The organism is Enterococcus gilvus ATCC BAA-350 (assembly GCF_000407545.1).
In the GTDB taxonomy this organism is placed as follows: domain Bacteria; phylum Bacillota; class Bacilli; order Lactobacillales; family Enterococcaceae; genus Enterococcus_A; species Enterococcus_A gilvus.
Window position 1 is genome coordinate 820,121 of record NZ_ASWH01000001.1, and the last position, 13,055, is coordinate 833,175.

General features: G+C 45.4%; 12 protein-coding genes and 1 tRNA gene. 9 read left to right on the top strand and 4 right to left on the bottom strand.

Annotated elements, in window-relative coordinates; translation table 11 throughout:
* Positions 1 to 8 precede the first annotated feature (8 nt).
* The 7 genes from hisH to glyS all read left to right on the top strand — a co-directional run bounded on the left by hisH (position 9) and on the right by glyS (position 7,413).
* Positions 9 to 635, top strand: a complete 627-nt coding sequence (hisH, locus tag I592_RS04020) for an imidazole glycerol phosphate synthase subunit HisH (RefSeq protein ID WP_010781500.1) — start codon at positions 9 to 11, stop codon at positions 633 to 635.
* Complete coding sequence (gene hisA / locus I592_RS04025; RefSeq protein ID WP_010781499.1) at positions 632 to 1,354, top strand: 1-(5-phosphoribosyl)-5-[(5-phosphoribosylamino)methylideneamino]imidazole-4-carboxamide isomerase; 723 nt, start codon at positions 632 to 634, stop codon at positions 1,352 to 1,354. The genes hisH and hisA overlap by 4 nt, the downstream gene beginning before the upstream one ends.
* Positions 1,351 to 2,109 carry an imidazole glycerol phosphate synthase subunit HisF gene (gene hisF, locus I592_RS04030; protein ID WP_010781498.1) on the top strand — a complete coding sequence of 253 codons (759 nt, stop codon included), beginning with the start codon at positions 1,351 to 1,353 and terminating at the stop codon, positions 2,107 to 2,109. The genes hisA and hisF overlap by 4 nt, the downstream gene beginning before the upstream one ends.
* Before the next feature lie 12 nt (positions 2,110 to 2,121).
* Positions 2,122 to 2,754 carry a bifunctional phosphoribosyl-AMP cyclohydrolase/phosphoribosyl-ATP diphosphatase HisIE gene (gene hisIE, locus I592_RS04035; RefSeq protein WP_010781497.1) on the top strand — a complete coding sequence of 211 codons (633 nt, stop codon included), beginning with the start codon at positions 2,122 to 2,124 and terminating at the stop codon, positions 2,752 to 2,754.
* Between the two features lie 24 nt (positions 2,755 to 2,778).
* Positions 2,779 to 3,606, top strand: a complete 828-nt coding sequence (locus I592_RS04040) for a histidinol-phosphatase HisJ family protein (RefSeq protein WP_010781496.1) — start codon at positions 2,779 to 2,781, stop codon at positions 3,604 to 3,606.
* 839 nt (positions 3,607 to 4,445) lie between these two features.
* Positions 4,446 to 5,333, top strand: coding sequence for a glycine--tRNA ligase subunit alpha (gene glyQ / locus I592_RS04045; protein WP_010781495.1), 888 nt, complete (start codon positions 4,446 to 4,448; stop codon positions 5,331 to 5,333).
* A gap of 1 nt (position 5,334) precedes the next feature.
* Complete coding sequence (gene glyS, locus I592_RS04050) at positions 5,335 to 7,413, top strand: glycine--tRNA ligase subunit beta (RefSeq protein ID WP_010781494.1); 2,079 nt, start codon at positions 5,335 to 5,337, stop codon at positions 7,411 to 7,413.
* A gap of 46 nt (positions 7,414 to 7,459) precedes the next feature.
* On the opposite strand, the gene I592_RS04055 is transcribed toward glyS, so the two are convergent.
* The 4 genes from I592_RS04055 to I592_RS04070 form a co-directional block, all read right to left on the bottom strand.
* Positions 7,460 to 8,401 (bottom strand): AEC family transporter, encoded by a 942-nt coding sequence (locus I592_RS04055; RefSeq protein ID WP_010781493.1) that lies wholly within the window; start codon positions 8,399 to 8,401, stop codon positions 7,460 to 7,462.
* A gap of 113 nt (positions 8,402 to 8,514) precedes the next feature.
* A complete protein-coding gene (locus tag I592_RS04060) occupies positions 8,515 to 10,449 on the bottom strand; it encodes a fructose-bisphosphatase class III (RefSeq protein ID WP_010781492.1) in 1,935 nt (644 codons plus the stop codon).
* 122 nt (positions 10,450 to 10,571) lie between these two features.
* Positions 10,572 to 11,384, bottom strand: coding sequence for a pyruvate, water dikinase regulatory protein (locus I592_RS04065; protein ID WP_010781491.1), 813 nt, complete (start codon positions 11,382 to 11,384; stop codon positions 10,572 to 10,574).
* 11 nt (positions 11,385 to 11,395) lie between these two features.
* A complete protein-coding gene (locus I592_RS04070) occupies positions 11,396 to 12,025 on the bottom strand; it encodes a CBS domain-containing protein (RefSeq protein WP_010781490.1) in 630 nt (209 codons plus the stop codon).
* Between the two features lie 241 nt (positions 12,026 to 12,266).
* On the opposite strand from I592_RS04070, the gene I592_RS04075 reads away from it, so the two are divergent.
* Together I592_RS04075 and I592_RS04080 are read left to right on the top strand one after the other, a co-directional pair.
* Positions 12,267 to 12,338: transfer RNA gene (locus I592_RS04075), tRNA-Glu, on the top strand.
* Positions 12,339 to 12,588: 250 nt separating this feature from the next.
* Positions 12,589 to 13,026, top strand: coding sequence for a hypothetical protein (locus I592_RS04080; protein WP_010781489.1), 438 nt, complete (start codon positions 12,589 to 12,591; stop codon positions 13,024 to 13,026).
* Positions 13,027 to 13,055 lie beyond the last annotated feature (29 nt).

The following is a 13,055-nucleotide window of genomic DNA, read 5'->3' on the forward strand; positions in this document are numbered from 1 at the left end:
GGAAGCCTATGATAGCGATTATTGACTATGGTGTCGGCAACTTGTTTAGCTTGTCGCGCTCATTGGAATACTTGGGAGTGGAATGCCAAGTGACACGTTCACTCGAAGAATTAAAGGCGGCCGATCGGATCATCTTGCCCGGTGTCGGAGCCTTTGGCGATGCACGAAAGAAATTGGAGGAGCTCTCCTTAGTTACACCGATTCAAGAGCTGGCGGCTTCTGGCAAACCTTTTTTAGGGATTTGCTTAGGTATGCAGCTTCTATTTGATAAAAGCGAAGAGTTTGGAGAACACGAGGGGCTTGGATTGATCCCGGGACGAATCGTTTCAATGCGAGAGGCTTTCGATCAAGGGAATAGTGATCTAAAGGTTCCGCAGATCGGCTGGAATCGTTTGGACGTCAAAAAGCCTGAAAGTCCACTGGTTCGCTCATTGGGTGAAAATGATTTTGTTTACTATGTCCACAGCTATTACGCGACGGATTGCCAAGAGCATCTGGTCGCCGACAGTGAGTATGGGCTCTCAATTCCAGGAATCGTTCAAAATAAGAATGTCTTTGGAACCCAATTCCACCCGGAAAAGAGCGGCGAGGTTGGGTTGAAGATCTTAAAAGCATTTACGGAGGTGCCGGCATGAAAATTTTTCCAGCAATTGACCTGTTAGATGAAAAAGTCGTACGTCTGTATCAAGGAGATTACGACCAAAAAGAAGTGTTTGGCGACGATCCAGTAGCTTTTGCGCAATCTTTTGAAAAAGCTGGCGCGAAGTATCTGCATCTTGTTGATTTGGATGGCGCGAAGGCGGGAAAACTGCATTACTTCGGGATCGCAAAAAAAATCGTGGAGAATACGAACCTGTTTGTTGAAGTTGGCGGCGGGATTCGTGATGAAGAAACGATTGAGCATTGCTTATCTGCCGGTGTCGATCGGGTGATTCTGGGGACGGTCGCGCAAAAAGATCCAGTATTCACACAAGCGATGTTAAAAAAATACGGCCATAAGATTGCGGTCGGTGTGGATGCCAAGGAGGGAAAAGTCGCTGTAGAGGGTTGGCTAGAAAAAACAGAGACAGATGCCTTTGATTTCTGCCAGCAGTTGGTAGACTGGGGCGCAGAGACGATCATCTTTACGGAGATTTCCCGAGATGGGACAGGGGAAGGCATCAACTTGCCCCTATATGAAAAGCTCAATCAGTTGGAGATCGAAATCGTCGCTTCTGGTGGTGTTGCTTCTTTGGAAGACATCAAAGGATTGAAAAAGCTGGGCGTTTCAAGTGCGATCGTCGGCAAGTCCTTGTACAATGGCGGGTTAAAGTTGGAAGAGGTTTTGGCTGTCAGTAAGGAGGAGGAGCAATGATCGCAAAACGTATTGTTCCGTGTTTGGATGTTCGAGATGGCCGTGTGGTGAAGGGCGTGAATTTCGCGGGCTTGAAAGACGTCAACGATCCAGTTACTTTGGCTCGATTTTACAATGAGCAGGGGGCAGATGAATTAGTTTTTTATGATATCACAGCTTCAGCAGAAGAACGCGGGTTGTTTACTGATATTTTGAAGGGCGTGGCGTCGGAGGTGTTCATTCCTTTGACGGTCGGCGGCGGAATCAATGAGGTCTCTGATTTTGAACGGGTCTTGAATTGCGGAGCAGACAAGATCAGTGTCAATTCGGGAGCGATCCGACGGCCTCAATTGATCGAAGAAGGCGCGAAACGTTACGGCAGCCAGTGTGTTGTGCTGTCGGTGGATATTCGTCGTGTTGGCGAGGAGTGGCATGTTTTTGCCAAAGGGGGCCGCGAAGATACCGGTCTGGAGGCGTTAGAATGGATTCGCCAGGGAGAGCAGTTAGGTGCAGGAGAATTAGTCATCAACAGCATGGATACAGACGGTGTGAAGCAAGGGTTTGATTTGACGCTGCTGAAAGCAGTCAGCGAGATCACCAGCTTGCCGATCGTGGCTTCTGGGGGCGCTGGAAAAATGGAAGATTTCATTGATCTTTTTCAGTTGCCGAAGATTGAAGCTGGTTTGGGTGCATCGATCTTCCATTATGGTGAAGTGAAGATCCCTGATCTGAAAAAACAATTGAATACGGCAGGGATTCCTGTTCGTATGGTGTAGAGGAGGAGCATCATGACTGAGTTGAAATTTAACGAGCAAGGCTTGATCCCGGTGATCGTACAGGATGCCGAGACCAATGAAGTCTTGACGTTAGCCTATATGAATCAAGAAAGCTATGAATTGACATTAAAGGATCAATTGATGACCTTTTATTCTCGCAGCCGCAAGGAATTATGGCGCAAAGGGGAAACCAGCGGGAACTATCAGCATTTGGTCTCACTGAAATTGGATTGTGATCAGGATGCTTTAGTCGCGAAGGTCAAAAAAGAGGGTCCAGCCTGCCACACAGGCGCTGAGAGCTGCTTCAATGACGTATTATACGGCGAAGACGAGCAGGCAACGATCGATGCGTTGTACGAATTAGTCAAAGGACGCAAAGAAGCGCCGCAAGAAGGCAGCTATACGAGTTATCTATTTGAAAAAGGCATCGAAAAAATCCTGAAGAAGGTTGGAGAAGAGTCTACGGAAGTCGTGATCGGTGCGATGAAGGAAGATCGCAGCGAAACCGTTTTCGAAATTTCCGATTTAGTGTATCATGTTCTTGTATTGATGGTAGAAATGGGGATCGATGTAACAGAGGTTCGCCAAGAATTAGCGAATCGCCATGTTGTCGATAAAAAAGTGAAGCAAGAACCGATGCAATAGACGTCAATTTTTTGGAGGTTAGCGATGTTTTATTCAAATGCCCACACCCACAGCACGTGGTGTGATGGAAAAGACAGCTTAGAGGACATGGCGCAAGCCGCGATCGCTCTAGGGTTTACAGATTTAGGATTCACCTGTCATTCGCCGGCACTTTTTGATCCAAGCTGTCCCGGTGTCCAAAATGAAGGGGCGTATCAAGCCGCTTTACGGGACTTAAAGGAAAAATTAGCGGGTCAGTTGAACATCAGCATTGGCTTGGAATGGGATTATTACAGTGCTGATCCTATCTATGGGTATGATTATACGATTGGGTCTGTCCACTATTTTCCGCCGCGACAAGGAGTATTCCGCAGCGTAGATGAGAGTCCTGAGAGCTTGATGAAGACGCTGGATGACTGGTATCAAGGGGATAAAATGCACATGGTGCGAGATTTTTACGATACGGTGGTGAGACACATCGATCAAAACCATTCGGAGATCGTGGGGCATTTTGACTTGATCACGAAATTCAATGAGAAAAATCCATGGTTGGATGAGGACAGTTCAGAATATCAGGCGATCGCCTCGAAGGCGTTGAATGATGTGATCGACATTATCCAGACCTATGACGGCATGGTGGAGATCAACACGGGGGCGATCTCTCGACATTGGCGAAAGACACCCTATCCAAATCCATTTCTGCTAAAACAATTGAAGCAACGGGAATGTCCAATCATCATTACGAGCGACAGCCACGAAACGACCACGTTGACCTGTCATTTCCCTGAGACCGTTGAATTATTGCAGTCGATCGGATTCACTGAAACGATGCAATTGAAAGACGGCATTTTCCAGCCGATTCCTTTTAACTAGCTTATTCAGCAGAAAGATTTGACAAAAGGGGTCTGGTGTCGCTATTATAGAACCAAGTTGAATAGGTGCGAAGATCAAATTAAAAATTTGTGGAACACACAGCGAATCAGGGACAGTGGAAGCCTGAAGGGAAAACAAATTTTGTTGGCGTTTGTGAGCACATCGATTGAAAGCTGCCAAGCCTTTGCTTGGAAGTAGGGTGGAACCGCGTTGATACGTCCCTATGCCGATTATTTCGGCATAGGGACTTTTTTTGTCAGTCCAACTTTTCGCAGTTTATTCTAGCTGAGAAGCTAAATAAGGTCTTTGTTTTGAATATCTTGAAAAGCTGTTTAGTTGGATGATATGTCGACGACGATAAATATAAATTTTGCAAAAAATTTATTTTCATTAGGCTTTTGAGTCGACTGCGAGTTCCACTTCGTACTTTCAGTATGGTTAGTGGAATCGTATGCGTAGTGAAAATGGAACTTATTTTTCTGCTTTTGAAAAATAAATTCCTTAATAAGAGCTAGCTGCTCTGCAAGTCCAACTTTTCGCAGTTTATTCTAGCTGAGAAGCTAAATAAGGTCTTTGTTTTGAATATCTTGAAAAGCTGTTTAGTTGGATGATATGTCGACGACGATAAATATAAATTTTGCAAAAAATTTATTTTCATTAGGCTTTTGAGTCGACTGCGAGTTCCACTCCGTACTTTCGGTACGGTTAGTGGAATCGTATGCGTAGTGAAAATGGAACTTATTTTTCTGCTTTTTGAAAAATAAATTCCTTAATAAGAGCTAGCTGCTCTGCAAGTCGAAAGATAAATAAACTTCAATAATAAAACAGGAGGAAACAGAATGAGTAAATTAACCGTGCAAGAAATGATTTTGACGTTACAAAAGTTTTGGTCTGACAACGGCTGTATGCTGATGCAAGCCTACGACACAGAAAAGGGTGCGGGAACGATGAGCCCGTATACATTTTTACGAGCGATCGGACCTGAACCATGGTGCGCTGCCTATGTAGAGCCTTCACGTCGTCCAGCGGATGGTCGTTACGGAGAAAATCCAAACCGGCTGTATCAACACCATCAATTCCAAGTTGTCATGAAGCCTTCACCAAAAAATATCCAAGAGCTGTATTTAGACAGCCTGCGTTTATTAGGGATCGATCCTTTAGAGCACGACATTCGTTTCGTGGAAGACAACTGGGAAAACCCTTCGATGGGCTGTGCCGGTGTTGGTTGGGAAGTCTGGCTTGACGGCATGGAAATCACTCAATTTACGTACTTCCAACAAGTTGGCGGCCTGCAAGTGAATCCAGTGACTTCTGAATTGACCTATGGATTGGAACGTTTGGCGTCTTACATCCAAGAAGTGGACAGTGTCTATGACTTGGAATGGAGTACAGGCGTGAAATACGGGGAAATCTTTAAGCAGCCGGAATATGAACATTCAAAATATTCCTTCGAAGAAAGCGACCAAGCGATGCTTTTAGATAACTTTGAAAAATTTGAAAAAGAAGCGAAACGTTGTTTGGATGAGAATTTAGTGCATCCCGCGTACGATTATATTTTAAAATGCAGCCACACCTTTAACTTACTAGACGCTCGCGGCGCAGTATCGGTAACGGAACGTGCCGGCTACTTAGCCCGTATCCGTAATATGGCGCGCTCGGTGGCGAAAATCTTCGTAGCTGAACGGGAAAAACTAGGCTTCCCATTATTGAATCAGGAGGGCAAATAAGATGGCGAAAAATCTACTATTAGAAATCGGTTTAGAAGAAATGCCAGCCCACGTGGTTTGGCCAAGTATCAAGCAATTAGAAGAAAGAGTCTCAAACTTTTTGTCAGAGAACAACCTGACCTTTGAAGCGATCGAGACCTTCTCCACGCCTCGGCGTTTAGCGATCCGTGTAACAAAGATCCCCGATCGTCAAGACGATGTTCAAGAAGAAGTGAAGGGACCAGCCAAGAAGATTGCGCTGGATGCAGAGGGCAATTGGAGTAAAGCGGCCCAAGGCTTTGTCCGCGGCCAGGGACTGACGACAGATGCCATCACATTCCGTGAATTGAACGGCGTGGAATATGTCTATGTCACAAAATATATCCACGGAAAAGAAAGCAAAGAAGTGTTGACTGGGCTTTTAGATGTCGTGAAGAGCATGAATTTCCCAACGATGATGCATTGGGGCGACACGATGTTTGAATACATCCGTCCGATTCACTGGATCGTGGCACTGCTGGACGACGAAGTGATTCCTTTTGAATTGCTAGACGTGAAAACAGGACACACCACTGAAGGCCATCGTTTCTTGGGAGACCAAGTCGAATTGTCTGATCCAAGTGAATACGAAGGCAAATTAGAAGAGCAATTTGTGCTTGCGGATGCCCATAAGCGTCAACAGCTTATCGTAGAACAAATCGAAGCGATCGCTGAGAAAAACAAATGGGTGATCCCCCTTGATCCCGATTTGTTAGAAGAAGTGACCAACCTCGTCGAATACCCAACGGCATTTGTCGGTGATTTCGAAGAACGCTTCTTGTCTATACCGGAGGAAGTTCTTGTCACTTCTATGAAAGAACACCAACGGTACTTTGAAGTGCGCAACCAAGCTGGGATGCTGTTGCCGCATTTCATTTCTGTTCGTAACGGAAACAGCGTGAAATTAGATAATGTCATCAAAGGGAACCAAAAAGTATTAGCCGCTCGTTTAGAGGATGGCGAGTTCTTCTTTGAAGAGGACAAAAAATTGTCTATCGAAGCCTGTGTTGAAAAATTGAAGAATGTTACTTTCCATGAAAAAATCGGCAGCATGTACGAAAAAATGCAGCGTGTGGGTCAGATCAGCCAAGTCATCGGAAAACGAATCGGCTTGAGTGAGGAAGAATTGACGGACTTGAAACGTGCTTCAGAAATCTACAAATTCGACCTCGTGACCAATATGGTCGGTGAGTTCCCAGAATTGCAGGGGATCATGGGTGAGAAATATGCGTTGCTGAAGGGTGAAAAGCCGGCTGTTGCCACAGCGATTCGCGAGCATTATTTGCCTATCTCATCAGAAGGCGCGCTGCCGCAAACAGCGATCGGTGCTGTTTTAGCGATTGCAGATAAGATCGACAGCGTCTTAGGTTTCTTTGCTGTAGGAATGATCCCAAGCGGCTCAAATGACCCTTACGCATTACGTCGTCAAACATACGGCATCGTGCGGATCGTGGAAGCTCAAGGCTGGACCTTCCCATTCACAGATATGCAAGGAGCGATCGTCGACGCGATCAACGAGGATGTCTTGGATTACGGGATTCACTTCAATCGTGACCAAAAAGAATTTATCGACTTCTTTAAGGGGCGCCTGCGTCAACGTCTGCAGATCCAAAACATTCGTCATGACGTGATCGATGCTGTCGTGGATTCACGCCAAGATGATCTTGTACAGATCTTCAAAACAGCGCAAATCTTTGATCAGCATGTGACGGATGCCCATTTCAAAGAAGCGATGGAAGCTTTGACGCGTGTCATCAATTTGGCGAAAAAAGCGGATATGTCCGTTATCACGTTCAAAGTGGATCAAACGTTATTCGAGAATGCGAGTGAAAAAGAATTGTATGACGCGGTGAAGGAAGCCGAAGATGAATTCGCAAACCAAAGCATGGCGGAAAACTATCAAACCTTGACGAATCTGCGTCCAGTGATCGAACGTTACTTCAACGACACGATGATCATGGTAGAGGACGAAAAAGTTCGCGACAATCGCTTGAATCAATTAGCGATCATCGCTCGCATGGCAAATGCCCTAGCAAGCATCGACAAGATCATTACAAAATAAGCTTTAACGAGAGAACCCCTTCGAGTGCTGACTCGAAGGGGTTCTTTTATAGGATCAATTTTAGCAAAAGCGGGATATACGCCAGATAAAGCAAGACGGAATAGCCGAGAGAAGATGCCGCAAACGGTTGATCGGCATCGTAGGAGCGTGCCAAGATCGGTACAGAATTTTGGACAGGCATCGCAGATTGTATGATGAAGACCGAGAGCATCAGCGGCGGCACGATGATCCATTGACCTAAAATCCAAACGACCAAGGGGGAGATCACATAGCGTCCGATGAGCACACCAAGGATGTCTTTGTTCAAGGTAAGGTTCTTGATCCCGACGTTATAGACAATGATCCCGATCACGAACATGGATAAAGGTGTCGTCAGATTCGCAAGATACCCTAAAAACGTGGCAAGAGAAGCCGGTACGGTAGTATTGATCAAGACCGCCGCAAGCCCAATCAGAAACCCAAGCAGGGCAGGAGAAAAGATTTTTTTCAGAATGGGGACTAGGTGAAAATTAACTGTCGCCTGTTCGATCTGCGGATTGTCGCGAGCGATGAAATAAATGCCCAGCGTCCAAAAAATCGTAGTATTTACAATATAGTACAGCAGTACATAAGGCACCGCCTTTTCACCAAAGATCGCCAAGTTGATGGGCAGTCCAATGAAGATCGTGTTGGAGCAGGTAAACATCGTAGAGAAGATCCCTTTGCGGGCAGAGGAGATCTTGAAGAGCCGTCGATAGGCAAAGCTGAGCACAAAAGTCAGCAGCATCGACAGCAGCGGGATCACCATTCCGCTGACCAAGTGAAGAAATTCAGAACGAGAAAAATTCTTCGTGATCGTCAGGAACATATTACAGGGCAGTGCGATCTGTAAGACCAGCTTTGAGAAGGCATCGCCAATTTGATTGGAGAACCATTGCTTATATGTCAGCACGTAGCCGATGAACATCAAGACAAAAATAAAAAAGATATTGATATATGCAGAAACCATTTTTTCACCTCGCATCTACTATACAGAAAAACACGAGCGCCATCAATCATCGATGACACCCGTGTTTTTCTTTCTGCTTCAGCTAGTTAGAAAGACGCTTCTTTCATAACGAGTTAGCTATTGTTTTTGTCTTGATAATGAAGCAAGCCAGTCAGATTTTCGATCTGTTCTTCGAGGCTGTCCCCGACGGTCGTATCCTTGATCAAAAGCCGCTTCAGGTCTTTATCGATCACACGCTTCAACGAGGTTTCGTCGGCTTGTTTTTCTAAGAGATTTTCGACAGATTCAAAGGGATCATGGGTCACAAGCTGAAAGCCGTAGGAATTATTCAGCAGGGAGTAGCCTGCGATGCCAGTCGTCTTTTGATACGCCTTTGAGAGCCCGCCGTCGATGACGAACAGCATGCCTTCACCCTTGATCGGAGATTCGCCATCCTGGACCTTGACAGGGGTATGCCCGTTGATGATCCGTGAATTAGGGGAATACAGCGCAAACTCCTCCAAAATCATCTGACACGTTTCCTTCGTATCCCGATAGTGATAATAAGGGTTTTTGATTTCCTTATGCGTCGCCTTGTCTGCAATAAAATAGCGTTCAAAGGTCGTCATGGCGCTCTTTCCAAATTGCGGGGAGATCTTTCCAGTCCAGCAATACCAGATCCAATCCGCGGAAGAACTGTCCTTTTTCTGACTTTGACAGCCTGAGCGGATGTGATCTTCAAAGAAATTCAGCAGGTCCTTCCCGCCGTAATCAGTCCCTTCTACAGTCAGCGGCAAAAAGCTGCCGTCTTTTTTCAAGGGCAGACAACCATGAAAGAGCAGGTGCTGGTTGTAGACGCGGTACATGGAGCCTTTGTTCAGGAGCAGTTGGATGTGTTCCTGCATCTTCGACGATTGCTGGAAGGAAGTCAGTAGGGTATCAACGACGTATTCTTCCTGCTCCGTCAGTGCGTGGACATCCTTTTGCAACGTTTGGAAGCAGCTTCCCTGCAGCGGATAGCTTTTGCCATTAAGCGAGATCGTTTCGTTGTCGTAATCGATCTTCTCCAGCAATAACCGGTCTTCCATTTTAAAATCAGGGTGACGCTTGATCAATTGCCCCTCCAGCTTAAATTGAAGGATCGACAACGCTTGGTGAACCTTTTCTAAACTGTCTAAGCTTTCGATCGAATAGCTTTCACTGCTGTTTTTCTCTTTTGGTGTGAAGATCGGATTTTTGTCGTAATGTTCTTCTGCGTGCATGAACAGCGGACGCAGGTTCAGCGCATAGGCTTGTTCGATCTCATAGAGATAATTGTAGCGGGCGGCGATTCTTAATAAGGTCATGAGGCAGGCACGAGACCCGGCGTAAGCGCCGATCCAGAGAATGTCATGGTTGCCCCACTGGATATCGACGGAAGGGTGCTGGCAAAGCCTGTCCATCACCTTGTCTGCTTCCGGTCCGCGGTCATAGATATCGCCGACGACGTGCAGGTGGTCCACCACTAGGCGTTGGATACTCTGACACAATGCGACAATAAACGGTCTGCCTTGATCCAAGTCGAGGAGGTGCGCCAGAATTTGATCGAAGTAGGCAGCCTTGTCTGAATAATTCGTATCAGTATACATCAATTCTTCAATGATATAAGCGTATTGCTTGGGCAGCGCTTTCCGAACTTTCGAGCGCGTATACTTTGTTGAACAAAAGGCCAGCAGCTCCAATAATTGGCGAATCTTTTTGCGATACCATGAGCGGTCACGGTAGGCATAAAACGCCTGATCTGCCAGCGCTTCCTTTGGATAGGCGACTAAGATCGTCAGCTTGTCCTTCTCGTGCTCCGTCAGCCGATCACCAAAAAGCAGGCTGATCTTTTCTTTGATGTTCCCTGCGCCTGTCCGCAAAATATGGTCGAAGGCGGTGAACTCCCCATGAATATCACTAATGTAAAGTTCGGTTCCTTTAGGCAAGTGCATGATAGCTTCTAAGTTGATCAACTCGGTCATGACCGCCTCTCTGGTGCGAAATTCTTTTTCCAACATTTGATAATACTTTTCGCGGGTCGATAGCATAAATGTGCTCCTTATCCATAGTAAGAACGTTTTTCAGCATAAACTTCAAAAAATCCACGCAGGCAGAGAAGTCACCGAGGGACTTCTTTAGACACGTCTGCGATGCGGGGAAAGGATAGTTCTTATAAATTATTGTCTAAATGCTCGCAGATCAATGTCGCAGATTCTTCGATCGATTTGTTGGTGACATCTAACGTGAAGGCACCCAACTCATCGTAAACGCGCATGGCATAATCGACTTCCTCTTTGATACGATTGATATCTGAATAGCGAGAATTCTCAGCCAAGCCGAGGGAATTCAACCGACTCATACGGATTTTTTTCTGAACTTCTGGTTCGATCAGCAGACCAACGATCTTCTCCTTTGGAACTGCTTTGATTTGTTCGGGCAAGGGAACTTCAGGGATCAGCGGCAAGTTTGCTACCTTCAAGCGATTGTTCGCAAGATACATACTTAACGGTGTTTTCGACGTGCGAGAGATCCCGAGCAATACAAGATCCGCCTCTAAAAAGCCTTTCGCATCTTTGCCGTCATCATACTTCACCGCAAATTCGATCGCAGCGACACGGTCAAAATATTCCTGATTCAATTTATGGACGACACCTGCCTGCTGCAAAGGAGCCACACCCGTTTTTTGATAAACGATCTCCATGAAAGGATTCATTAAATTAATACATTGAAGCCCTGTTCGTTCGCTAAAGTCCGTGACGATCTTCGTCAGATTGTCGCTGACCAGAGTCGTGATCACGACTGCGCCGTCCTTTAGAGCATCCCCTAAAATACTTTTTAACTCGTCTTCATCCTTCGTAAAAGGAAAACGATACGACAAATCAAATTCTACTGAAGGAAATTGGGCTGCTGCGGCGTTTACTAACTTCAGCGAGGTTTCACCGACTGAATCAGAGATCATGTATAATGGTACACTTCTTTTCATTTTTTTCGCTCCTATCGATTGGTTTCCGTTTGTTTGGCTTGTTGCATAATATAATTAAAAATCCGAGACTTCGTAATTTTGCCAATCACTTTTTTCGGATCGTCTTCACTAACTACAGGAAGAGAGTCGACTTGGTAATCCAGCAAAACAGCGCCAGCTTCCAAGATCGTATAATCCTTCGTACATGTTTGCAGATGCGGCGCACGCGTCATGACCACCGCAACGGGGGTGTTTTGCAAATTGCTGTTTAAAGACGCACGCAATAAATCTTTGCGGGACAAAAGACCGACGAGATGCTGTTCTTTATCAGTCACATAGATCGAACCAACATCATACATGAACATATTGGTGATCGCGTCATGGATCGACGTGTCCTGCGGTGTCAACAGCGGGGACAACATAATCTCTTCGACCTTGACGGAAAAGATTTTATCGAATAAAAACTGCTCGATCCCCACACCTGTGTAGGTATAGCCGACCTTTGGGCTCGCCTCTAAAATGCCTGCCATTGTTAAGAAGGAAAGGTCAGTCCGTAAAGTAGCATGTGAGATTCCTAAGTGTTCAGCGATTTTCTCGCCACTCAAGGGTTGATCGCGTTTCACGATCTCAATGATTTTCTCTTGCCTTTGTGATAAGTTCATAAGTCCTCCTAGTGGTGCCTTCATTTTCTATAAAAAAGTCTTTGATTGTCTTTTCATGCGTCCGTTCTTTTCTCGATAACCTAAAAAAATACGACGTGAATACACAGTCTATTATACACGTAATAAGCATATAAACAACATAAATGGATAAATAAGCACATATTGAATTCTTTACGAAAAGCAAGTGTAAATACTTTCTAAAAAAAGCATTTAGCAGTATACTTTTTTCTGTTGATAAATTAACCCGTTAGTCAAGGGGTCAAGACGCCGCGTTCTCAGCGCGGAGGCACGGGTTCAAATCCCGTACGGGTTATTAGGATAAAAGTCTTTCTGCTGATCGCTATCGGTAGAAGGCCTTTTTTGTTTGGAAAAAATAAAGTAAATCCTCCTACGGTCTCTCCTCCAACGAGAGACCGTTTTTTCGCGTAAAGATATCTTTACTTTGGCGAGAAGGACAGGTACAATTTAGTAAAGATATCTTTACTTGCAGGTGCGGAGGCGTACCCGCGCCAAAAATACGTGAGGCTACGAAAAAACGGTATCTAACTGACAGGAGGGGCAACATGATTATTTATGGTATTTTTACACTGATTTTTTGGGGAATCTCCTTGTATTCATTCATCGGATTGTTTTCATTGATACGAATCATTCTGCGGTTTTATCGCTATGACGAGCTGGAACGACGGACAGTGGTGGACGCGTTCGCTATTAGTATGGGGGTCATTCTTGTGGTGCATCTTGTCCAGCTTGTGTTGTCATTCACTGTACCTATAGAAATAGTGAGTATCCTTTCACCAGGAAGGTATCTTACAGGCGGATTGATCAGCAACGACCCAGTCCACGTTGATAGCTTCTTATTTGATTGTGCGATCATTGGGCTCAGCTACAGGCTTCGAAGCACGCGTTACGGGTTAACCAGTAAGAAGCAGCGCCTGGTTCCTATCGTGATTCTATTGAGTCTCCTTTGTATTTTCTTTTTAACGACACTGATATTTATGTAATTATTAGGAACAATTCTTATACGTTTGGG

Excerpts from the sequence above, each read along its gene's own strand:
- I592_RS04070 (WP_010781490.1), bottom strand. The coding sequence starts at position 12,025 with ATGAACTTATCACAAAGGCAAGAGAAAATCATTGAGATCGTGAAACGC.
- hisH (WP_010781500.1), top strand. The coding sequence starts at position 9 with ATGATAGCGATTATTGACTATGGTGTCGGCAACTTGTTTAGCTTGTCG.
- glyS (WP_010781494.1), top strand. The coding sequence starts at position 5,335 with ATGGCGAAAAATCTACTATTAGAAATCGGTTTAGAAGAAATGCCAGCC.
- hisF (WP_010781498.1), top strand. The coding sequence starts at position 1,351 with ATGATCGCAAAACGTATTGTTCCGTGTTTGGATGTTCGAGATGGCCGT.
- hisIE (WP_010781497.1), top strand. The coding sequence starts at position 2,122 with ATGACTGAGTTGAAATTTAACGAGCAAGGCTTGATCCCGGTGATCGTA.
- I592_RS04040 (WP_010781496.1), top strand. The coding sequence starts at position 2,779 with ATGTTTTATTCAAATGCCCACACCCACAGCACGTGGTGTGATGGAAAA.
- I592_RS04080 (WP_010781489.1), top strand. The coding sequence starts at position 12,589 with ATGATTATTTATGGTATTTTTACACTGATTTTTTGGGGAATCTCCTTG.
- hisA (WP_010781499.1), top strand. The coding sequence starts at position 632 with ATGAAAATTTTTCCAGCAATTGACCTGTTAGATGAAAAAGTCGTACGT.
- I592_RS04055 (WP_010781493.1), bottom strand. The coding sequence starts at position 8,401 with ATGGTTTCTGCATATATCAATATCTTTTTTATTTTTGTCTTGATGTTC.
- glyQ (WP_010781495.1), top strand. The coding sequence starts at position 4,446 with ATGAGTAAATTAACCGTGCAAGAAATGATTTTGACGTTACAAAAGTTT.
- I592_RS04060 (WP_010781492.1), bottom strand. The coding sequence starts at position 10,449 with ATGCTATCGACCCGCGAAAAGTATTATCAAATGTTGGAAAAAGAATTT.
- I592_RS04065 (WP_010781491.1), bottom strand. The coding sequence starts at position 11,384 with ATGAAAAGAAGTGTACCATTATACATGATCTCTGATTCAGTCGGTGAA.